Source organism: Microvirga alba (assembly GCF_015694465.1).
Classification (GTDB): Bacteria; Pseudomonadota; Alphaproteobacteria; order Rhizobiales; family Beijerinckiaceae; genus Microvirga; species Microvirga alba.
Genome location: NZ_JADQDO010000001.1, coordinates 787054 through 809987 on the forward strand (window position 1 = coordinate 787054; position 22934 = coordinate 809987).

Annotated in this window: 16 protein-coding genes; 8 read left to right on the top strand and 8 right to left on the bottom strand. The window is 62.5% G+C overall.

What is annotated here, in order from left to right; all coding sequences use genetic code 11:
* Positions 1-225: 225 nt before the first annotated feature.
* Both I2H38_RS03590 and I2H38_RS03595 read left to right on the top strand, forming a co-directional pair.
* Positions 226-879 carry an ATP-binding protein gene (locus I2H38_RS03590; RefSeq protein WP_324617335.1) on the top strand — a complete coding sequence of 218 codons (654 nt, stop codon included), beginning with the start codon at positions 226-228 and terminating at the stop codon, positions 877-879.
* Between the two features lie 472 nt (positions 880-1351).
* Positions 1352-3040, top strand: a complete 1689-nt coding sequence (locus tag I2H38_RS03595; protein ID WP_196270412.1) for an arylsulfatase — start codon at positions 1352-1354, stop codon at positions 3038-3040.
* Positions 3041-3298: 258 nt separating this feature from the next.
* Here I2H38_RS03595 and I2H38_RS03600 read toward each other — a convergent pair whose 3' ends face one another.
* Complete coding sequence (locus I2H38_RS03600; protein ID WP_196270413.1) at positions 3299-6988, bottom strand: vitamin B12-dependent ribonucleotide reductase; 3690 nt, start codon at positions 6986-6988, stop codon at positions 3299-3301.
* A 689-nt stretch (positions 6989-7677) separates the two neighbouring features.
* Between I2H38_RS03600 and I2H38_RS03605 the strand changes: the two genes are divergently transcribed.
* Complete coding sequence (locus I2H38_RS03605) at positions 7678-8088, top strand: NADH:ubiquinone oxidoreductase subunit NDUFA12 (RefSeq protein ID WP_196270414.1); 411 nt, start codon at positions 7678-7680, stop codon at positions 8086-8088.
* 24 nt (positions 8089-8112) lie between these two features.
* Positions 8113-8340 (top strand): hypothetical protein, encoded by a 228-nt coding sequence (locus tag I2H38_RS03610; protein WP_196270415.1) that lies wholly within the window; start codon positions 8113-8115, stop codon positions 8338-8340.
* A 27-nt stretch (positions 8341-8367) separates the two neighbouring features.
* Here I2H38_RS03610 and I2H38_RS03615 read toward each other — a convergent pair whose 3' ends face one another.
* Entirely contained in the window at positions 8368-8991 is a 624-nt protein-coding gene (locus I2H38_RS03615) for a hypothetical protein (protein ID WP_229426504.1), read from the bottom strand.
* A gap of 198 nt (positions 8992-9189) precedes the next feature.
* On the opposite strand from I2H38_RS03615, the gene I2H38_RS03620 reads away from it, so the two are divergent.
* On the top strand, positions 9190-9789 hold the full coding sequence (locus I2H38_RS03620) for a DUF2155 domain-containing protein (RefSeq protein WP_229426548.1): 600 nt from the start codon (positions 9190-9192) through the stop codon (positions 9787-9789).
* On the opposite strand, the gene aat is transcribed toward I2H38_RS03620, so the two are convergent.
* The 5 genes from aat to I2H38_RS03645 form a co-directional block, all read right to left on the bottom strand.
* Positions 9786-10460, bottom strand: coding sequence for a leucyl/phenylalanyl-tRNA--protein transferase (gene aat, locus I2H38_RS03625; protein ID WP_196270607.1), 675 nt, complete (start codon positions 10458-10460; stop codon positions 9786-9788). The genes I2H38_RS03620 and aat overlap by 4 nt on opposite strands.
* Before the next feature lie 321 nt (positions 10461-10781).
* The gene (gene accC / locus I2H38_RS03630; protein WP_196270417.1) at positions 10782-12137 is read right to left on the bottom strand and encodes an acetyl-CoA carboxylase biotin carboxylase subunit; all 1356 of its coding nucleotides are present in this window, start codon (positions 12135-12137) and stop codon (positions 10782-10784) included.
* A gap of 5 nt (positions 12138-12142) precedes the next feature.
* Positions 12143-12622: an acetyl-CoA carboxylase biotin carboxyl carrier protein gene (accB, locus tag I2H38_RS03635; RefSeq protein WP_196270418.1), complete on the bottom strand. Its 480-nt coding sequence runs from the start codon at positions 12620-12622 to the stop codon at positions 12143-12145.
* Positions 12623-12648: 26 nt separating this feature from the next.
* Complete coding sequence (gene aroQ / locus I2H38_RS03640) at positions 12649-13116, bottom strand: type II 3-dehydroquinate dehydratase (RefSeq protein ID WP_196270419.1); 468 nt, start codon at positions 13114-13116, stop codon at positions 12649-12651.
* A gap of 333 nt (positions 13117-13449) precedes the next feature.
* Positions 13450-14226 carry a DsbA family protein gene (locus tag I2H38_RS03645; RefSeq protein WP_196270420.1) on the bottom strand — a complete coding sequence of 259 codons (777 nt, stop codon included), beginning with the start codon at positions 14224-14226 and terminating at the stop codon, positions 13450-13452.
* A gap of 294 nt (positions 14227-14520) precedes the next feature.
* Between I2H38_RS03645 and I2H38_RS03650 the strand changes: the two genes are divergently transcribed.
* Entirely contained in the window at positions 14521-15702 is a 1182-nt protein-coding gene (locus tag I2H38_RS03650) for a pyridoxal phosphate-dependent aminotransferase (protein WP_196270421.1), read from the top strand.
* A 106-nt stretch (positions 15703-15808) separates the two neighbouring features.
* Here the strand turns inward: I2H38_RS03650 and I2H38_RS03655 are convergent, their stop codons facing one another.
* Positions 15809-18388, bottom strand: coding sequence for an Rne/Rng family ribonuclease (locus tag I2H38_RS03655; RefSeq protein ID WP_196270422.1), 2580 nt, complete (start codon positions 18386-18388; stop codon positions 15809-15811).
* A gap of 607 nt (positions 18389-18995) precedes the next feature.
* On the opposite strand from I2H38_RS03655, the gene I2H38_RS03660 reads away from it, so the two are divergent.
* The gene (locus I2H38_RS03660; protein ID WP_196270423.1) at positions 18996-20237 is read left to right on the top strand and encodes an N-acetylmuramoyl-L-alanine amidase; all 1242 of its coding nucleotides are present in this window, start codon (positions 18996-18998) and stop codon (positions 20235-20237) included.
* A gap of 146 nt (positions 20238-20383) precedes the next feature.
* The gene (locus tag I2H38_RS03665; RefSeq protein WP_196270424.1) at positions 20384-22810 is read left to right on the top strand and encodes a penicillin-binding protein 1A; all 2427 of its coding nucleotides are present in this window, start codon (positions 20384-20386) and stop codon (positions 22808-22810) included.
* The last annotated feature ends 124 nt before the right edge of the window (positions 22811-22934 follow it).

The following is a 22934-nucleotide window of genomic DNA, read 5'->3' on the forward strand; positions in this document are numbered from 1 at the left end:
ATTGAATAAAGCTAGTCAGTGCGGAAAGTTCCTGCCGACAGTGCATGGCTTCGACGAGTTTTTCGGCTACCTCTACCACCTCGACGCGATGTCGGACCCGTACTGGTATTCGTTCCCGAACGATCAGGCGTATCGCGACAAGGTCGGCCCCCGCAATCTCGTGCACTCCTGGGCGACCGACACGGATGATACGATGGTGATGCCGCGCTGGGCAAAAAGAGGATCGTGGACGAAGGCCCGCTGGCGCCGTTCCCGGATATGTCCAACGTTCAGAACATGTACGAGATTACGCCGAAGGCCAAATACCACATGACGACCTTCGACGACGTTCTGGTGAAGGCCTCCAGCGACTTCATGGACAAGGCGAAGGCTGACGGAAAACCGTTCTTCATCTGGCACAACACGACGCGCATGCGCGTCTGGACGTTCCTGTCGTCGAAGGTCCATCTTCATTCCGACGACTTCTGGCATTTCATCAAGAATGGAGCGATCCAGCCCTATCTCCCGGAATGTCATGACCAGAACAGCGTTGTTGTAGATGTGCTAGCACAGGCCGCCGACGGCTATGCCAAGGGCGGCTATTTTGTCATCGTGGACGGTATCGTCGGACCGTGGTTCCTCGCTCTGTTCAAGAATATCTCCGTACCTGTTCACTATGTGGTTCTCCGCCCACTACTCGATGTGGTCATTCGGCGATGCCAGGAGCGTGGCGGGGATACGTTGACTGATCCCGGTCCAATCACGGAACTCCACAAGCAACTCTCATCGCTAGGTCAGCTTGCACGGCATGTCCTGCCGATAGATGCGGATACTCGGGAGGACACTCTTGCTGCGGTCATTAAGGCGGTACAAAGCGGAACGTTTCGCCTGACGGTATGAGATAGAAGAGGCGGCCTTGCTTGGAGAGGGAAAGCGGACGAACACTCCATCAACGGAAATAGAAAAGGCCGCCCGTTCGGGCGGCCTCTTTTTTCGATCAGTTGCGGAAGCTTCCGGACAATTGCGCAAGAACTTCGCGTCACGTTTCAAACGTCATGTGATGTGATGCGAAGTTCCCCGCAGGTGGATCCCTTAAGCTATTGCGATCACTCATCCGTTGATAGGCGCATCCGGACGGAGTTGCCGCAATACGAGGCAAAGTTTTTCCGCGGGCAGGCTTGGCATTCATCTAACGATCGGCCGGCTTGTCCCCGTCCTGGGCGCATTCTGCCGAACAAAATCCGTCCGTGCGACTTTCTAGTAAGCTGAAGAGCAACAGCCGGAAGGCGCACGGATGCGTTCGCGCACGCGGTGCTTCCGAGAGACGCCGGCATTGCAAGCTTCCGCGTACCAAACTCGGAGGATACGGATCATGTGTATCGGGAGAAGTACCGCGTTCGGGGTACTCGCAGTGTCACTTGCCATGATGGTGGCAAGCCCGCAAGCGACCGCGCAGCAACCGAAAAAGCCCAACATTCTTGTGATCATGGGCGACGATGTCGGCTGGTTTAACATCGGCGCCTATCACCAAGGTATCATGGCAGGGAAGACACCGAACCTCGACAAGCTGGCGTCCGACGGCATGCGGTTCACTGACTATTACGCGGAAGCAAGTTGCACCGCGGGCCGCGCCAACTTCATCACCGGCGAGCTGCCGATACGCACTGGATTGACCACCGTGGGGCAGGCAGGCGCCGATGTCGGCATCCCGGACCAGGCTGTCACGATAGCAACCGCCTTGAAGCAACAAGGCTATGCCACCGGGCAGTTCGGCAAGAACCACCTTGGCGACCTGAACAAGTATCTCCCGACCTTACACGGTTTCGACGAGTTCTTCGGATATCTGTACCACCTCGACGCCATGTCCGATCCCTACTGGTTCTCGTTTCCAGTCGATCAGGACTACTACAACAAATACGGGCCGCGCAGCCTGATCCATAGCTACGCGACAGACAAGGATGACGCCACCGAGATGCCGCGCTGGGGCAAGATCGGCAAGCAGAGGATCGTCGACGAAGGCCCTCTGCCGCCGTTCCCGGACATGTCGAACGTGCCGAACATGCACGACTTGCCGTTCCTGAAGGCGAAGTACGACATGACGACCTTCGACGAGGTATTGGTCAAAGCCTCCAACGACTTCATGGACAAGGCCAAGAACGACAACAAGCCGTTCTTCATTTGGCACAACACGACGCGCATGCACGTCTGGACGTTCCTGTCGAAGAAGTACGGGTCGCAGCAGAACAGCCAGACGGGCTACGGCCTTGAGGAAGCCGGCATGGCGCAGCTGGATGACAACGTCGGCGCGCTGCTCAAGCATCTCGATGACATCGGCGAAGCCAACAACACCATCGTCATCTTCACCACGGACAACGGCGCGGAGGTATTCACGTGGCCGGACGGTGGCATGACGCCGTTCAAGAACACCAAGGGCACCGTCGGCGAGGGCGGTTTCCGGGTGCCTAGCATCATCCGCTGGCCAGGCCAGATCAAGCCGGGCACCGTCGAGAACGGTATATTCTCCGGCCTCGATTGGTTCCCCACGCTGCTGGCGGCGGCGGGCGATCCCAGCATTACCGACAAACTGCTGAAGGGCGTGAAACTCGGCGACCGGACCTACAAGAACCATCTCGATGGTTACAACCAGATGGACCTGCTCACCGGCAAGGGCTCATCCAAGCGCCACGAGTTGTTCTACTTCGGAGGACCGAACCTCGGTGCGGTTCGTCTCGATGACATGAAGTTCACATTCTTCGAGCAGCCTTGGGGATGGATGGGGGAAAAGACCACCACCGACATGCCCACGTTGGTCAATCTTCGCTGGGACCCTTTCGAGCGCACGCCGCAACTTCGCGGTCAGTCGGCTAACACCGGCGCTCTCGCCTACACGAACGACTTCTTCGCTCGCGAGTTCTGGCGCTTCGTCATGGTACAGCAATACGTCGAGCAGCTGGCGCTGACGGCAGTCGACTATCCGCCGATGCAGAAACCCGCTTCGTTCAATCTCGACGCGGTGAAGGAGAAGATCAAAGAGATGCTCCAGAACCGCGAAGGTCAGTAATGGAAATCCCGCACCGGGGCGCGTGGCGCGGGCGCGCTCCCGGTACTTTCGTTGGCAACCCGGCGAGTGACCGGCATCGGCACATTCCGGACCCAAGTGAGGTGCCGGAATGCGGCTGAAAGCCGACGGTGGATATCAGTCGCCCAAAAAGAAAGGCCGCCCGATGGGCGGCCTCTTGTTAGGACGTTGCGGCAACAGTTGGTCAATTGCGGCAGAACTTTGGGTCACACTTCATTCACGTCACGGGAAGTGCTCCTCTTACGAACACCCCGTCGTGCTTCCGCACGTATCACACTTCAAACACGTCCCGTTCCGAACCAGCGTGAAGTTCGCGCATTCCGGGCAGGCTTCGCCGACATAGCCCTTCATCTTCGCTTCCGCGCGCTTGTCGGCGAGGGAGGCTGACGTAGACGGAGCGGTGAAGCCGAGTTTGGCGATTTCGGCTTCGCCGACCTTTTCTTCGTGCTCGACGAATTCACCCTTGAGCGCGGTCGCGCCCATGGTGAGGCCCGTCGTGCCGGTGCGCTGACCCGCGCCGCCGGGGATGAGCATCAGGCGGTCGGAGTTGCCGCGCACGAAGCCGCGGGAGACGACGGCAGTAGCCGGAGCAGGCTCCGGTGCCTTCGACTGGCTTTCGCCCTGGCCGATGGTGGTGGGACCGGCTTCCGACGGATCGACATGGGCGAGATCGTTGCGGCCGAGATAGGACACCGCCAACTCGCGGAACACGTAGTCGAGGATCGACGTCGCGCTCTTGATGCGCTCGTTGCCCTGAACGAAGCCCGCGGGCTCGAAGCGCGTGAAGGTGAAGGCCTCCACGTACTCCTCCAGCGGCACGCCGTATTGCAGGCCGAGCGAGATCGCGATGGCGAAGTTGTTCATCATCGCGCGGAAGGCAGCACCTTCCTTGTGCATGTCGATGAAGATCTCGCCGAGGCGTCCATCGTCATATTCGCCCGTGCGGACATAGACCTTGTGGCCGCCGACGACGGCCTTCTGGGTGTAGCCCTTGCGGCGGTCGGGCATCTTCTCCCGGTCGCGGATCGCCACGACGCGCTCGATCACCTTCTCGACGATCTTCTCAGAGAGATGAGCTGCCTTGGCGGCGGCGGGAAGCGCAGTCAGAGCCTCGACGGCATCCTCCGCGTCCTCCTCCTCATCCGCGATGAGCGCGGAGTTGAGCGGCTGCGAGAGCTTGGAGCCGTCGCGATAGAGGGCATTCGCCTTCAGCGCCAGCTTCCAGGACAGCATGTAGGCGTTTTTGCAATCCTCGACCGTGGCGTCGTTGGGCATATTGATGGTCTTGGAGATCGCGCCTGAGATGAAAGGCTGCGCCGCCGCCATCATGCGGATGTGGCTCTCCACCGACAGATAACGCTTGCCGATGCGGCCGCACGGATTGGCGCAGTCGAATACGGCATAGTGCTCTTCCTTGAGGAAGGGCGCGCCTTCCAGCGTCATCGCGCCGCAAACGTGGATGTTCGCAGCCTCCAGATCGGCCTTCGAGAAGCCGAGATGGGTGAGCAGGTCGAAGGACGGATCGTTGAGCTTCTCGGCCGGGACTTTCAGCGTGCCGGTGAGGAAGTCTTCGCCCAGCGTCCACTTGTTGAAGACGAACTTGATGTCGAAGGCGCTCTTCAGGCCCTTCTCGATCGCCTCGATCTTCTCATCCGTGAAGCCCTTGGCGGCAAGCGTCGCGCCGTTGATGGCTGGCGCCTGGCGCATGGAGCCGTGGCCGACCGCGTAAGCCTCGATCTCGGCGATTTCGGATTCGCGGTAACCCAACGCACGAAGCGCATCCGGCACGGCGCGGTTGATGATCTTGAAGTAACCGCCGCCCGCGAGCTTCTTGAACTTCACGAGAGCGAAGTCGGGCTCGATGCCGGTGGTGTCGCAATCCATCACGAGGCCGATCGTGCCGGTTGGCGCGATGACGGTGGCTTGCGCATTGCGATAGCCGTGCTGCTCGCCGAGTTCGAGCGCCTTGTCCCAGGCGCTTTTGGCGTGCGCGACGAGGCTCTGATCCGGGCACGAGGCGTGATCCAGCGGAACCGGGTTGACGCTCAGACCTTCGTAGCCGTCCGTCACGCCATGTGCGGCGCGGCGGTGGTTGCGAATGACGCGCAGCATCGACTTCGCATTGGCCTTGTAGTTCGGGAACGGTCCAAGCTCGCCCGCGATCTCGGCGGAGGTCGCATAGGACACGCCGGTCATGATGGCGGTGAGCGCGCCGCCGAGCGCACGGCCCGCGTCCGAGTCGTAGGGCAGGCCCATGGTCATGAGCAGGCCGCCGATATTGGCGTAGCCGAGGCCGAGCGTGCGGTACTCGTAGGACAGTTGCGCGATTTCCTTCGACGGGAACTGCGCCATCATCACCGAGATTTCGAGCACCACCGTCCAGAGGCGGCAGGCATGCTCGAAGGCTTCCGCCTCGAACGCCTTGGTCTCGTGATTGAAGAACTGCAGCAGATTGGCGGACGCCAGATTGCAGGCGGTGTCGTCCAGGAACATGTATTCCGAGCACGGATTCGACGCCCGGATGCGGCCACCGGCGGGGCTGGTGTGCCAGTCGTTCATGGTGGTGTTGAAGTGCAGGCCGGGATCAGCCGAGGCCCAGGCGGCGTGGCCGATCTGCTCCCACAGGTCGCGGGCCTTGAGCGTCTTCAGAACCTTGCCGTCCTTGCGGGCCTTGAGGTGCCAATCGGCATCCTTCTCCACCGCGCGCAAAAAGTCGTCGGTCAGCGAGACCGAGTTGTTGGAGTTCTGGCCCGAAACGGTGAGGTAGGCCTCCGAATCCCAATCGGTGTCGTAGATCGGGAAGTCGATGTCCGTGTAGCCCTGACGCGCGAACTGGATCACGCGCTTGATGTAGTTGTCCGGAATCATGACCCGGCGCGCCATTTTGATCTCGCGCTTCAGGGCCGGGTTCTTCTCCGGGTCGAAGCAGGCATCGCCCGGCGCTTCGCAGTTCACGCAGGCCTTCATGATGGCCTTGAGGTGCTTGGCCCCGAGCTTGGAGCCGGTGACCAGCGCCGCGACCTTCTGTTCTTCCTTCACCTTCCAGTCGATATAGGCCTCGATATCCGGGTGATCGACGTCGACCACCACCATCTTGGCCGCGCGGCGCGTGGTGCCGCCGGACTTGATCGCGCCCGCAGCCCGGTCGCCGATCTTGAGGAAGGACATGAGGCCGGACGAGCGGCCGCCGCCGGAGAGCTTTTCGCCCTCGCCGCGCAGGTTGGAGAAGTTCGAGCCCGTGCCCGAGCCGTATTTGAACAGACGCGCCTCGCGGACCCACAGGTCCATGATGCCGCCTTCGTTCACCAGATCGTCCTCGACGCCCTGGATGAAGCAGGCATGCGGCTGGGGATGCTCGTAGGACGACTTCGACTTCGTCAGCTTGCCGGTCTTGTAGTCCACATAATAGTGGCCCTGGCCTGGGCCATCGATGCCGTAAGCCCAGTGCAGGCCGGTGTTGAACCATTGCGGCGAGTTCGGCGCGACCATCTGGTTGGCGAGCATGAAGCGCAGCTCGTCATAGAAGGCTTGGGCATCTTCCTCGGACGAGAAATAGCCGCCCTTCCAGCCCCAATAGGTCCAGCAGCCGGCAAGGCGGTCGAAGACCTGCTTGGAGGAAATCTCGGAACCGTAGCGCTGATCCTCGGACACCGAGGCGAGGGCGTCCTCGTCCGGCACCGACCGCCAGAGCCAGGAGGGAACGTCGTTTTCTTCGACCTTCTTGAGGCGCGCGGGAACGCCAGCCTTGCGGAAATACTTTTGCGCCAGAACGTCGGACGCGACCTGGCTCCAGGTCTCCGGAACCTCGATATTCTCAAGCTTGAAGACGATGGAGCCATCCGGGTTGCGGATCTCGCTCGTGGCGAGCCGGAAGGCGAGGGAGGAGTAGGGCGAGAGCCCCGATTTCGTATAACGCCGCTCAATCCGCATCGGTCAATTCCTTCAATTGGAGACAATAAGTCTCCGCGCCGCGAATTTCTCGCGACTCCCCAGCCCACACTTTGTTCGACACGCCTTGCGATCCGTTTTTTGTGATCGCGAAACACGCCGTCCGAGTTTCGACGGACCCCACGGACGCCACGAAGCCCCACGGCGCAATTTGCCGCGTGGCTCGAACGCTAGTCCTTCGGGGATGTACCACCGGCCCTCTTCAGGCCGGTTGCCGGTCTCGGATCGGCATGGTTGCAAGCTAGTCGCGTCGAGTGCCCTGCGTCAAGAACTTGTGTCGGGGGGAAGGGTTCCAAACTAGATATAGTGTTGGGCTGTGAAAAATGTGGATAGCTGGCGGACGCTCCGCTAACCCTCGGATTCTCTTTTCAAAATCGAAGTCGACCCGTCGCCGACGCGGCCCTTCGGTGGCTAAATTTACCATAGGGAAACTCTCCGAAAGGAGAGGAAGATTTTTTAGGTTCGGGTGCGGTCGGGGAGCCGGCTCCAAGATTCCGGCCTGGAGCCGGCTTGGGCCAAAAAGGCCGTAAAAATGGGAAAACGCGCCTTCCCTGTCTCCGGGCCATAGGTCGGGAGAATCAGATGCATTTCATCCCTCATCGCGAGGCTGGACTTCCCGAGAGGGTGGAGCCATATTCCGCGCGAATTCACGAACCCCTCTGGCGGCAGCGATGAAACAATTTTGGCTTCAGTTCTTCACCTGGTGGAACGGGCAGACCCTCGGCACGCGCTATTACACCTGGCGCAAGGGCCAGTTCGTCGGCGAGGACGAGTTCGGCAACAAATACTACCGCGCGCAGGGGCCGCTCATCGACCGCTCGGTCGGGACGGAGCGCCGTTGGGTGATCTATAACGGCGAGGCCGACGCCTCGAAGGTGCCTCCCGGCTGGCGCGCCTGGATGTGCCACAACGCAGCTCTTCCGCCGAGCGAAGACGCTTATCAGCCTCATTCGTGGGAAAAGGCCTACGCCCCCAACATGACGGGAACGCCGCAGGCCTATCGCCCGTCGGGCTCGCAGCTTTCGACCGGACGACGCCCCTCGGCGACTGGCGATTATGTGCCGTGGTCGCCGGGCCAGTGATGCTCTGCACCCTGCGGGCGTGACATGCTGAACCGAATCCAGCCTCGGGCTTGCGTCGAGTGCGGCCTGCCTTACGGCCACACCGACTTCGGTTATCAGGGCGGCCAGGTCGAGAACGGCCCGGCCTATTGGTCCGACCACGGCCTTCTATGCTCGCATGCCTGCTCCGGCGCGCATTTCGTGAGGCGGGAGAAGGAGGGCAATCCCATGCGCGAGCCCGCTCCCGATCCATTCGAGAGCGATCTTTCGTAAGGCCGCTCTCTGGCGGCGGCGAAAGCCTCAGGTCGGCGTCTTGGGGTGGAAATGGGACTGGCGTCTCAAGACGCCTTCGGAAAACCGGCCGAATGCTTGAATGACGAGCCCCCGTGGCACCTCGACATTCCGCGCCACGCCGGACCCTTTCAACACGCCGCCACGCAAATCCGGGTCGGGCTCGCGATGGCTGCCGCCACTTGCGAGTGTGCAGTTCTGGCAGCGGATCGGTCCGAGGATCTGCGCGCCGTCTCCGATCTTGTTGGACTGGGTCAGCGAACCGCCGCCAAGCAGGCGGGCTCCGTTCCCGATATCGATGCGGGCCCCGTTCTCCGCCTTGACGGTGAAGCCACCTTCCTCGCCGATTTCGGCCCCCGCACCGATCATAACCGCCCCGCCATCGGCGACGATTCGGGTGCCGGGAAAGAGAACCGTTCCAGCGCCGATGGCCAGCGTGCCGGCTGCCACGCTTTGCAGGATCACCTGGGGCCAAAGAATCGCCCCCGCTTCCACCTGCACGCCGCTCGAAATCAGCACGGAGGCCGGGTCCGGCATCAGCACGCCGCGCTCGCCGAGCGAAAGAACCTCCGACAGGCTCAGGAAATTCATGGACCGACGTGCGGAATCGAGCGTCAGGCGAGTGTCGTTCAAAGACCGGCTCCTTGCTTCACGGAAGAAAAGTCTAATTTATCGGGAGCGAAAGGTCATGCTTCACGGACTTGCCCTTTTTCCAACATGGTTCGCGTGTTATCGCGTTGCCCGAATGCAAACGCGGCCAGATACCACTTGGCCCGACAGAATTTGGCTTGGACGAGCACCATGAATTTCGGATGGACGCGGGCCGCTGTGATGCTCGCACTGGTAATCGGCGGCGCGGGAACGGCTCAGGCTGACAGGATCAAGAATCCCACGGCCGTCTTCTCGGGCCTCGATAAGATCACCGGGCGAATTGTCTCCTTCGAAGTGGCGGTCAATGAAACCGTGCAGTTCGGCGCGCTTCAGATGACGGCGCGGGTCTGCTTCACCAAGCCGCCGACGGAAAACCCCGAGACGACCTCTTTCGTCGAGGTCGAAGAGGCGGGCCCGGATGGGAAGAATCGGAAAGTCTTTTCCGGATGGATGTTTGCTTCCAGCCCCGGTTTGCACGGCATCGAGCACCCCGTTTACGATATTTGGCTCGTGGATTGTAAAGGGGGCACCGAGGTGATCGCGGAGCCCAAGGAGGCAAGCGAAGAGTTGCCGCCGATCCAGCCGGACGTGATCCGCCGTCCGGCAGCGACCTCGCGGCCGGGCGACATCATGAGCCCACCCACCGGTGGGGGCGCTCCGACCCAGATCCAACCGATCGCCCCTCCGCCGCCTGTCGAGACCGCGCCGCTGCAACAGGTGCCGCGTCGGGCGCCCCCGCGCGCGCCTAGTCTCAACAATACGCGGACGAATGATCGTTAAAGCACGCTTGCGGTCGCGAGCGCGGCGAGGACTTCCTCGCCGCTGACGATGGTTCCTCGCGGCCATGAATCCCAGTTGGCCTCGTGTTCCATGGCGGCCTGCAGCATCTGCTTGTAGCGGCGGCGCGGAACTTCGATCGCCCCAAACTGCGCCAGATGTGGCGTTACGAACTGGGTGTCGAGAAGGGTGAAGCCACCACGGCGAAGACGCGCCACGAGGTGTACGAGAGCGACCTTGGAAGCGTCACGCTCCGTATGGAACATGCTTTCCCCGAAAAAGGCGCTTCTGAGACGCACGCCGTAGAGGCCGCCGACGAGACGATTCTCCCGATAAACCTCGACCGTATGGCAATAGCCGGTGTCGAAAAGCTCGCCGTAAAGCTCGCGGATGCGACGGCTGATCCAGGTCCTTTCCCGGTCGAATCCGGGTGCGGCGCAGCCCGCGATGACCGCGTCGAAATCCTCATCAACCCTGACCTCGAAATGATCTGAGCGGATTGTGCGGGCGAGGCGTTTGCCGAGGTGAAAACTGTCGAGAGGGATGATCCCCCTCTCGCGCGGCTCGACCCAGAACAAGGATGGGTCATCGGCATCTTCCGCCATGGGGAAAATGCCAGCCGCATAGGCCTTGAGCAGGATCTCAGGCGTGATGTCGATCTGATCGGCCCTCATCACGCGGAAGGTAGCACGCCTTTAGCGTTTGACCATGTCTGCTCAAACTGAAGGCTTCTCAATTTCGCACGAGTTGGGGGCAATGGTCTCCGCACCGATCCTACCCGTCATTCGGGGGCCGCGTAGCGGAGCCCGGAACCCATACCCACGGACGGTACAGAATAAGATAGTCCATACCCGGCGCGTCCTCTCCGAAACCCTCGTGTTTGTGGGTTCCGGGTTCTCGCTGCGCTCGGGCCCCGAATGACGACCGTAGCGCGATGCGGGTCAGGATCGCTGCGACAAACCGATAACGGTAAAGGCGCAGCGATCGCGATTGTCTCAGGCTTCCTCGAGGCCGCCCGTCTTCAGGAAATTCTCAAGCCAGTGAATATCATACTGGCCGTTCTGAATGTCCGGATTGCGCACCAGAGTGCGGAAGAGGGGCAGCGTCGTGTCGATGCCGTCCACCACGAACTCGTCGAGAGCGCGGCGCAGCCGCATGAGGCACTCGTTGCGGGTGCGGCCATGGACGATGAGCTTGGCTACGAGCGAGTCGTAGTGCGGCGGAATGCGGTAGCCCTGATAGGCCGCCGAATCGACGCGTACGCCCAGACCACCCGGCGGGTGGAAATAGCTGATCGTGCCGGGCGAGGGGCGGAACGTCGCCGGATGCTCGGCATTCACGCGGCACTCGATCGCATGGCCCTCGATCTTGACGTCGCTCTGCTTCATCGAGAGCGGCGCACCTGCCGCGATCCGGATCTGCTCGTTCACCAGATCGATGCCGGTGATCATCTCGGTGACCGGATGCTCCACCTGGATGCGGGTGTTCATTTCGATGAAATAGAACTCGCCGTCCTCGTAGAGGAACTCGATGGTGCCCGCGCCGAGATATTTCAGCTCCTGCATCGCCTTGGCGACCACGCCGCCGATGCGCTCGCGCATCTCGACGTTGAGGGCAGGCGAGGGGCCTTCCTCCCAGACCTTCTGGTGGCGGCGCTGGAGCGAGCAGTCGCGCTCGCCGAGATGGATCGCGTTGCCCTTGCCGTCGCCGAGAACCTGGATCTCGATGTGGCGCGGCTTTTCGAGATACTTCTCGATATAGACCGCATCGTCGCCGAAAGCCGCCTTGGCTTCGGTCTTCGCTGCGCCGAGAGCGTAGACGAGATCCTCTTCCGTGCGCGCCACCTTCATGCCGCGCCCGCCGCCGCCGGCAGCGGCCTTGATGATCACCGGGTAGCCGATGTCCTTGGCGACACGCTTGGCCTCGGCCTCATCCGTGATGCCGCCTTCCGAACCGGGCACGCAAGGGATACCGAGGCGCTTTGCGGTGCGCTTGGCCTCGATCTTGTCGCCCATGATGCGGATATGCTCGGCCTTCGGGCCGATGAAGGCGATGCGGTGATGCTCCAGCACCTCGGCGAAGCGGGCGTTCTCGGAAAGAAAGCCGTAGCCGGGGTGGATGGCGTCAGCGCCGGTGATCTCGCAGGCGGCGATCAGGGCCGGGATGTTGAGATAGCTGTCGCGGGCGGCCGGGGGGCCGATGCAGACGCTCTCATCGGCGAGGCGCACGTGCATTGCATCCGCGTCGGCGGTGGAATGCACCGCGACGGTCGCGATGCCGAGCTCCTTCGCCGCGCGCAGGATGCGCAGGGCGATCTCGCCGCGATTGGCAATGAGGATCTTATCGAACATCGCCGTCACTCGATGACGACCAGCGGCTCGCCGTATTCAACCGGCGTTCCGTCTTCGACGAAGATGGCCGTGACTGTACCGGCGCGGGGCGCCGTGATCTCGTTGAAGGTCTTCATGGCCTCGACGAGCAGAAGCTTGTCGCCGGCCTGAACCTTGGAACCGACCTCGATGAAAGACTTCGCATCGGGCGACGGCTTGCGGTAGGCGGTGCCGACCATGGGCGAAAGCACCGCGCCCGGATGGGCCGCGGCGGATTTCGCGGAGGGCGCAGCCTCGGCCACGGAGGGCGGGGGAGCGACGACCGCAGCAGGAGCCGCCGCCATAGCGGGGGCAGCGACAGGCACCGTCACGGTCGCGGTGATCGTGCGCGCGACGCGGATGCGCAGGTCGCCCTTCTCCACTTCGATCTCGGTGAGATCGGTGTCGGCGATCAAGGTCGCCAGCTCGCGCACGAGATCGGGATCGAAAGGGTTGTCCTTGGCCATGAGGCTCACCTCTTATTCTTGAGGAACTAATGTTTGGAAGGCTTGGGGGCTTGCGCGCGCTCGACCATCACACGGTGAACAGCGTCCAGGCCGAGCAGGTAGCTCATGGGCCCGAAGCCGCAGATCACGCCCACCGAGACGGGTGCAATGAGCGAGCGATGGCGAAAGCCCTCGCGAGCATGAACATTCGAGAGATGGATCTCGACCGTCGGAGCGCCACTTGCAGCAATGGCGTCCCTCAGGGCGATCGAGGTATGGGTATAGGCTCCGGCATTGATGACGATGCCGGCCCCTTGCGCTCCCGCTTCCTGAATCCAATCGACCAGATGTCCTTCATGGTTCGATTGGCGGAATGCGATGGAAACGCCGAGCTTCCCCGCCTTCTCGCGCACGAGCTGCTCGATTTCCGCCAGCGTGACGCTGCCGTAAATCTGCGGCTCTCGGCGACCGAGCATATTGAGGTTCGGCCCGTTAAGGACGTGGACGGTGATCATCGCGAAAGGAGCGTTCCAAGGCCCCGAGAGGTGGGGCTGAAAGGTCGTCTTAGCCAAAAGGCAACCACGGGGGAAGGGGAAAACCAAGGCTTTCCCAAGCTTGGCGGCGTTTCCCTAGGGAGAGAGGCATCGTAACGCGCTGGGTCCACTCACGCTACCGTCATTCCGGGGCCGCACGGCGGAGCCCGGAACCCATAACAGCAAACGTTGCACGATGAAACGCCACCGCAGCGGCGAGATCCCGCGTTCCAAACCCTTGGCGGCTATGGGTTCCCGGCTCGCGCCCATGGCGCGCGCCGGAATGACAGCGAGTATCCGCTTTTCCTGCTGCGATCAGCAATTGGATTTGCCGCACTGGCGGACATTGGCGACGACCTGCTTCAGAGGATCCAGGCCGACCGCGCCGGGGATAATTTCGTCCCCGATGATGAACGCCGGAGTGCCGGTCAGGCCGAGCTTGTCGCCGAGCCCCATATTTTCCTGAAGGGCGGCGCGCACGTCGGCGCTTTCCATATCCTTTTGCAGGCGGGCCACGTCGAGACCCATCTCCTTGGCGACCGCCAGGGCGCGCTCCGCGCCGACCCGGCCTTTGCTGTCCATGACCTTCACGTGGTAGTCGAAGAGCTTGTCGCCCGAAAGCTGGTTACGCGCCGCAAGCGCCACCCGGCTGGCCTCGACGGAATCAGGGCCGAGGACGGGGAAGTCCTTCAACACCACGCGCAGCTTGGGGTCGCCCTTCACAAGCGTCTTCACATCGGCCAGCGCCCGCTTGCAGTAGCCGCAATTGTAATCGAAGAATTCGACCAGGGTGACGTCGCCGGAAGGGTTGCCGACGATGAAGGAATGGGGCGCGTTCAACAGCGTCTGCCGCGTTTCCTTCAACGCCCCGGCCTGAACGACCCGCTGGGCCTCGGCCTGGCGCTTCTCCAGCTCGCCGATGACCTCCTGAAGAACTTCAGGGTTCTTCATAAGGTAGTCCTTCACGATCTCGCCGATGGCCTGACGCTGCTGGTCGGAAAAAACCGCATTCTGCGCCATCGCCGACGGGCCGAAGGCCAGCGCGCCGAGGAGGGCGACGGCCTGGCAGGATTTGAGAAACGAGAAGCGCATGGTCCAACCTTTGCGGAAATTTCGAAAATCTGGCCAGGAGGACAATTTCCAAGCCTGTGAGGGTATTCCGTTTTGCGTGTGTTAGCTGCCTCGGAAGCGCAGCGTCAAATCACGGATTCGTTGCAGAATACCTTATTTTGAAGCGACATAATGACCAGCACGCTGGGTTGCCCAGGAATAACCGGGGTTACAGGGCTTTCGCCGGTGCCTTGTGGAGGCCGTCGGAGCGTCCTGTTGCCACCGGCATCAAGAGCTGCCTTGAGGCTTGGCGCGCGAGCCGTTACGAGCCTATCCATGACAAAATCACCCGCCGATCTCCGTTTGCCCCACATCGCGCGTCGCATGGACCGCGTTTCGTCGTTCCTGGCCATGGATGTCTTGAGCGCCGCCGCGGCAAAAGAAAGGCGAGGGGACAGCGTCATTCATATGGAGGTCGGCCAGCCCTCCGCTCCCGCGCCCCGCGCCGCCCGCGAGGCGGCCAAGGCCGCTCTGGAGACGGGACGCATCGGCTATACCGAAGCGCTTGGAATTGCCCCTTTGCGCGAGCGGATCGCACGGCATTATCGGGACAGCTATGGGGTGAGCCTTGCGCCCGAGCGGGTTGTCGTGACCACAGGCTCCTCGGCAGGCTTCGTGCTGGCGTTCCTGAGCCTCTTCGATCCCGGCCAGCGCGTCGCCATCACCGCGCCGGGCTATCCGGCTTATCGCAACATTCTCGAAGCGCTCGGCATCGAGCCGGTGATCATTCCCCTGACCAAGGCGGATGGCTGGATCATGACCGCCAAGGCCATCGAGAAGGCCCACGCGGAAAAGCCCCTGCACGGCATCCTGGCCATGAGCCCGGCGAACCCATCGGGCACCATGATTGGCCAGCGCGCTCTGGCCGAGCTTGGCGCGACCTGCCGTCGATTGGGGCTGTGGTTCGTGTCGGACGAGATCTATCACGGCCTGACCTACAACGAACCGGCTACGACGGCGCTCTCGTCGGATGACGACGCCATCGTCATCAACTCGTTTTCCAAATATTATTGCATGACCGGCTGGCGCATCGGCTGGATCGTGGTGCCGGAACGCCTCGTGCGACCGATCGAGCGCCTGGCGCAGAACCTCTATATTTCGCCGCCCTACCTCTCACAGGTCGCGGCGCTTGCTGCTTTCGAGGCCATGGACGAGCTGGAGGCGGTGAAAGCAGGCTACGCCCGCAACCGAGCCTATTTGCTGGAGGAATTGCCTCGGATCGGGATCGCCGACATGCATCCGGTCGACGGCGCTTTCTACATCTATGCGGACATCGCCCGCTTCACGAACGATTCGATCGGCTTTTCCAAGCGCATGCTGGAAGAGGCTGGCGTTGCCGCAACCCCGGGGCTCGACTTCGATCCGATCGAAGGCTCTCATTATCTGCGCCTGTCCTTCGCAGGGTCCGAAAATGACTGTCGCGAGACGATTGCCCGCCTCTCGACTTGGTTGAAGTGACGGGGCTAAGCGATTGATCCTACTGGATTTCACTTAGCGGTCGAAAACAATTCCGGCGGCACATGGCCGCCGGAATACTGTGTCTCGATATTGTGCAAGCTAGGCTCTACGACCCGCCAAGGACCGACTTTGCCTTCGACCACCAGCCGGCGCGCTTCGGGCGGTCCGGGTCCGGGGGCGTCAGAACGACCGCGACGGGCTCGGGCTCCGGAGCCGCAGGCTCTGAAGCAACGACGGCGACCATCTCTTCAACCGGCGGAACTGACGGAGCAGCGGCGACGACCGGCTCTTCCGCTCGCACGGGCTCCGGCTCGGCAATCGCTTCGGCAAGCGCTGCCTCGACGGCCTCTACGCTGGGGCCGACGAAGCCTTCCTCTACGGCGAACTCGATCGCTTCCTCGCGGCCACGGCCACGGCCGCCCCGGCGCCCGCGGCGACGGCGGCGGGCGCTGCCATCGCCTTCACCTTCGGCCTCGGCTGATTCAGCCGTCTCGGCGGATGCAACAGCGGCCTCGCCCTCAACGGGGGCCTCTTCCTCGGTCTCGGATTCCGCACCCTCTTCGCCCTGAGCGCCTGTGACGGCCTCCCGGTCGCGGCCGCGACGACGGCGACGGCGGCGACGGCGACGGCCGCCTTCACCTTCCTCGCCCCGCTCCTCCTCGGCGCGCGCCTCCTCGGCGGTTTCCTCTTCCGCCTCGATCTCGATCTCAGCTTCAACCTCGGCGGCTTCCTCGGCCGGAAGGATCGCGTCGATCTGAATGCCGGTTGCTGCAGCCTTGTGCTCCAGGCGCAAAGCCGGCTCGCCGCGGTCGATGGCGAAGGTTGTCGTTCCATTCAGGCTGTCGTCGGGGACAATCGAGATTGCCACTCCGAACCGGGTCTCAAGGTCGCGCAGGTGAATGCGCTTCTGGTTCAGAATGTAGAAGGCAGCCTCCATCCGGGTCCGGACGATGAGGTTGTAGCCGGCATTCTTGATCAGGGTTTCCTCGATCGAGCGCAGCACGTGCAGGGCAACGGACGGCGTCGAGCGGACAGTGCCGATGCCGGCGCAATGCGCGCAGGGGACCGAGGAGGATTCGAGCACGCCCGTACGGATACGCTGGCGCGACATTTCCAGAAGCCCGAAGGGCGAGATGCGGCCAACCTGGATGCGGGCGCGGTCGTTCTTCAGGCACTCGTTCAGCTTCTTCTCGACAGCGCGGTTGTTGCGCTTCTCTTCCATGTCGATGAAGTCGATGACCACCAGGCCGGCAAGATCGCGCAGACGAAGCTGACGAGCGATTTCCTCGGCGGCTTCGAGGTTCGTGCGGAGCGCCGTGTCCTCGATATTGTGCTCGCGGGTCGAACGGCCCGAGTTCACGTCGATGGAGACGAGAGCTTCCGTCGGGTTGATGACGAGATAGCCGCCCGACTTCAGGGTGACGTGGTTCGAGAACATGGCGTCGAGCTGGGCCTCGATACCGTGCTTCGCGAACAGGGGCTGCTGGTCACGGTAAGGCTGGACGATCTTCGCATGGCTCGGCATGAGCATGCGCATGAAGTCCTTGGCCTCGCGATAGCCGTCATCCCCGGAGACGAGAACGTCGTCGATGTCCTTGTTGTAGAGGTCGCGGATGGCGCGCTTGATCAGCGAGCCTTCCTCATAAACCAGGGCCGGAGCCGCGGAATTGAGGGTTAGCTCGCGCACGCTCTCCCACAGGCGCATCAGGTATTCATAGTCGCGCTTGATCTCGGGCTTGGTGCGCGAGGCGCCAGCGGTGCGCAGGATGATGCCCATGCCGTCCGGAACCTCGAGGTCCTGGGCGATCTCCTTCAGGCGCTTGCGGTCGGCCGCGTTGGTGATCTTGCGGGAAATGCCGCCGCCCCGACCCGTATTGGGCATGAGCACCGAATAGCGTCCGGCAAGCGACAGATAGGTGGTCAGGGCCGCGCCCTTGTTGCCGCGCTCTTCCTTGACGACCTGGACCAGCAGCACCTGACGGCGCTTGATGACTTCCTGGATCTTGTATTGCTTGCGCGGCAGGCGGGGGCGCTGGGGAATGTCGTCGGCCGCGTCGCCGCCGCCGAGTTGCTCGACGATCTCTTCTTCGCCGTGATCGTCCTCGCCGTGGTCGTCTTCACCATGGTCATCACCATGGTCGTCCTCTTCGTGCTCCTCCGCCGGCGCACGTTCACCGTCGGACACCTCTTCGCCCTGGACCAGCTCGAGGGTTTCTCCCGAAAGCACGATCTCGGTGGTCTCGCCGGCCTCCTCGCTCTCGGTGAGAGCGGACGCGGCCTCTTCGGTGCCTGCCTCGGCCTCCGAGGAGGCGACCGTCTCGTCGGCCTGCGCCCGCTTTGAAGCGGGGCGGCGGCGACGGCTGCGGCGCCGTTCTTCCTCGCGTTCTTCCTCGCGTTGAGCCTCGGCGTCAGCCTCGAGGAGAGCCTGACGATCCGCGACCGGAATCTGGTAATAATCAGGATGGATTTCGCTAAAAGCGAGGAAACCGTGGCGGTTTCCGCCATACTCGACGAAAGCGGCCTGCAGGGACGGCTCTACCCGAGTCACCTTCGCGAGGTAGATGTTGCCTCGCAACTGCTTCCGGCTAGCGGATTCGAAGTCGAATTCTTCGACCTTCTGACCACGTACCACCACAACCCGGGTTTCTTCCGGGTGGGAGGCATCGATTAGCATCTTGTTTGCCATGTTGAACTCTCGACATGGCGATCGAGGGCAGGATCTGAGGCAGGAGCCGCATTAAGCGCGGGCGACCACGCCGCGAAAGCAGGCGGCGGGCTGAAATTGCGTTCGGATTGCTGTCGATCGCCATCGTGCGCCGCATTGGGGCGCATTCTGGGTTAAGCGGGGCCGACGTCATGCCGGGTTGAGCGGAGCATGAGCGAGCGCGAAGTTGATCGCGCAAATCGAACGGCGCTGGGACGATAGTCAGAGCTGACTTCGCTTGCGCAACCATTCAACGACGGCCCTTTCGAAAGCGATGAGCCGGATTGATCCGGCCACCGGTATTTGTCGCGATGAAGCATCGCTATTTATGCCTGTCCGCGAGCCTGTCGAGGGTGACGGGTGTCCAGAGGATCGGTCAACACAACCGTCTCCTCGGACCCGCCGTCAGATTCGGCCATGCCGGACGGGACCTCATCATTACAGATTGATCGGGGTATTTGGCAAGATGCTGAGACACTGTGCCTTGAACGCAACAGTGTCCAGGTAAACAGTTCATCTCGCGTGGGCTTCATTAACCAAAGGTCGCCTATGGGATAGGAGGGGCACTTGAAATCAACCGGCGACCATAATGCTCACTACGCCGTTCATACGCCTTATGCGGCTTTGTCTTCTGGCGGCGCTCGTGGTGCCGGCGGGGGCTGGCGCATGGGCGGCCGGCCCTGAGGCCGAGGCAACGGCCGTCGCTGCCGCTGTTGTGATCGATGCCGATGGGGCAAAGACCCGGCTCAAGATCACACTGTCGAAAGCCGTCACCGCGCAAGCTTATCTGATGGAACGCCCCGATCGCGTCATCGTCGATTTGCCTGAGGTCACATTCCATCTGCCCAGTGGTGTCGGGCGCAAGCGGGAAGGGCTGATCGCGTCCTACCGCTATGGCCTGTTCGCGCCGGGCCGGTCGCGGGTCGTAATGGACCTGTCCCAGCCCGCCATCGTCTCCGCGATCCAGGTCGATCCGAGCGCTCCCGGTGGCGGGGCTCTGCTGACCATTGAATTGTCGAAGGTCGACCGGGAGGAATTCCGGCGCGTTGCCGCCGAGAACGCCGCCGCGACAGCCAAGGTCGGCCTCGATTCCACGGCCTCGAAGAACGTCAAGGATACGCGGCCTGTCATCGTGATCGATCCGGGCCATGGCGGAATCGATCCCGGTGCGGCAGCCTTGACCGGCATGGTCGAGAAGGATCTCGTTCTCGCTTTCGGCCAGCAATTGAAGAAGAAGCTGGAAGCTCAGGGCCATTATCGCGTGCTGATGACCCGCGATCAGGATGCCTTCATCTCCCTGGGCGACCGGGTGCGCGCCGCGCGGTCGGCCAAGGCCGATCTCTTCATCTCGATCCACGCGGACTCGATCTCCGGCGGTCAGGACGTCCGCGGGCTGACGGTCTATACCGGCGCCGAACGGGCCTCCGACGCCGATTCCGCAAGGCTGGCGGATCGGGAAAACAAGGCGGATTCCATCGCCGGCGTGGAAGCGGGTGACGGGGCGGACGACGTCATGGACATCCTGCAGGAACTCACCTTGCGGGAAACCCGGAATTTCTCCCACAGCTTCGCGACCCGCCTCGTGGGGGAATTCGATTCCGTGGCCCGTCTCAACAAGAATCCGCGACGTGAGGCCGGTTTCCGGGTTCTGCGCGCCCACGATGTGCCGTCGGTCCTGGTTGAACTGGGCTATTTGTCGAGCAAGCAGGACCTGGATCTCCTCATGTCGGATGAATGGCGAAGTAAGATGGTCTCGGCGATGTCGGTTGCCGTGGACCGTTTTTTCGCCACGAGGCTCGCTCGTCAGGGACCTGCCGCAGTTTTACCATAGATACAGTGTGGATAGCCGTAGCGGGGGCGTGATTCCTCAGCTAACAGGGCAGTAAAGGCTGATGCTTTGACTGCCTGAAACACAGATCGGCGTTCACAGATCAGCATAACCGTGCGCCGCCGGCGCCGATAACGGAATACCTTCGGATGCGCTTCGTCCTACGATTCTTCGGCTTCCTGTTCAGCATCGGGGCGATCTTTTTCCTGATCGGCGCCGTTGGTCTGGCCTGTGGCTATTGGATGTTCTCGAAGGACCTGCCGGACCACGCGCAGCTCGCCAATTACGAGCCGCCGGTGATGACCCGCGTCCACGCGGCCGATGGCAGCCTGATTGCGGAATATGCCCGCGAGCGCCGCCTCTACGTGCCGATCCAGGCCATTCCGAAGCTGGTCGTCGAAGCGTTCCTCTCGGCCGAGGACAAGAATTTCTACAAGCACGCGGGCATCGATCCGGAAGGGATTGTGCGCGCGGTGGTGGCGAATTTCCGTTCCGGCGGTAAGCAGGGCGCTTCAACGATCACCCAGCAGGTGGCCAAGAACTTCCTCGTCGGCAACGAGCGCAGCTACGAGCGCAAGATCCGCGAGGCGCTGATCGCCCTGAGAATCGAGAAGACCTTCTCGAAGGACAAGATTCTTGAGCTCTATCTGAACGAGATCTTCCTCGGCACCCTGACGCCCGGCCGCAACCTGCACGGCATCGCCGCCGCGGCGCTCGACTATTTCGGCAAGTCCGTTCACGAGTTGACCCTGGCCGAGGTCGCATACATCGCCGCTTTGCCCAAGGGGCCCAACAACTACCACCCGTTCCGTCAGCGGCAGGCGGCCATCGACCGCCGCAACTGGGTCGTCGACCGCATGGTCGACAACGGCTACGTGTCCCGCGAGGAAGGCGAGGCGGCCAAGAAGGAGCCCCTTAAGGTCACGCCGCGCAATGTCTCGCCCCACAACATCGCGTCCGGCTACTTCGCCGAGGGCGTTCGCCGCGACATCGCGGAGCGCTACGGCGAAGAGAAGCTATATGAAGGCGGCCTGCTGATCCGCTCGACGCTCGACCCGAAGATGCAGGCCATGGCGCGCAAGGCGCTGGTGGACGGCCTCGTGCGTTTCGACGAGGCGCGGGGATGGCGCGGCTCCCATCACAAGCTCGACCTGGCTGGCCGCGAGTGGGGTCTGGCCCTGGCCGAAATGCCGACCCTGAACGACGTGCAGCCCTGGCGCATGGCCGTGGTGCTGGAAGTCTCGGGCGGCCGCGCCCGCGTGGGCCTTCAGCCGAAGAAAGAGGCCTCCGGACAGATCTCCCGCGATCGCGAATTCGGGTTCATCACCGCCGATGGGGTGAAATGGACGCGCCGTCCCGTCGAGAAGGCGCTGTCCGTCGGTGATGTCGTCTATGTCGACTCGCTCGACAGCAGGACTGGTCTGTTCCGCCTTCGCCAGATCCCCGAGATTTCGGGCGCGATCGTTGCCATGGACCCCTATACGGGTCGCGTGCACGCCATGGTCGGCGGCTTCTCCTTCGACCAGAGCGAGTTCAATCGCTCGACGCAGGCCATGAGGCAGCCCGGATCGTCGTTCAAGCCCATCGTCTACGCGACCGCGCTCGATAACGGTTACACGCCGTCGACCCAGATCATGGACGCGCCTTTCGTGCTCGACATGGGCCCGGGGCAGGCCGCCTGGGCACCGTCGAACTATGACGGCAAATCGGCGGGCCTGCGCACCCTGCGCTATGGCATCGAGCATTCCAAGAACCTCATGACGGTTCGCCTGGCGAACGACATCGGCATGCCGTCCATCGTCGAATATGCGCGCCGTTTCGGCGTCTATGACGACATGCTGCCGCTTCTCTCCATGTCGCTCGGCGCGGGGGAGACGACGGTCATGCGCATGACCGCGGCCTATTCCATGTTCGTGAATGGCGGACGGCGCATCAAGCCGAGCCTGATCGACAACATCCAGGACCGAAACGGCAAGACCATTTACCGTCACGACGACCGTAAGTGCGTCAATTGCGACGCGGAGAAATGGGATGGCGGCGCTGCGCCCAAGCTTGCGGACAACCGCGAGCAGGTGCTCGATCCCCTGACGGCCTACCAGATGACTTCGATTCTCGAGGGCGTCGTGCAGCGCGGCACGGCGCAGAGCGTCAAGGCGGTCGGCAAGCCGCTCGCCGGAAAGACCGGCACGACCAACGACGCGAAGGACGTGTGGTTCGTCGGCTTCTCGCCCGATCTCGCCGTGGGCGTCTTCATCGGCTACGACAAGCCGCAATCCCTTGGCAATGCGGCAACCGCCGGACAATACGCGGCTCCCGTGTTCCGCGATTTCATGCAGATGGCGCTCAAGGATAAGCCCGCGACGCCCTTCCGCGTGCCGGCGGGAATCAAGCTGATCCGCGTCAATGCTTCGACCGGTACGCGCGCCGGAGCGGGCGAGGGTGGCGGTGTCATTGTCGAGGCCTTCAAGCCGGGCACCGCACCGCCTGACAATTATGCGCCGATCGACGGCGACCCGCAGGCAGGCATTCCCCCCGGACCGCAGGCGGTCGGGGCGGGAACCGGCGGATTGTATTGAGACATTCCGCTTTCCATATAAGCGGAGCCCTCAAGAATCTCGGAGATGGACGCTGAATGCGGCTGTTTTGCCGGCTGCGGCGATGTCTCCGTCATCGAGGACTCCTTTACACCGCGCGGTGCTC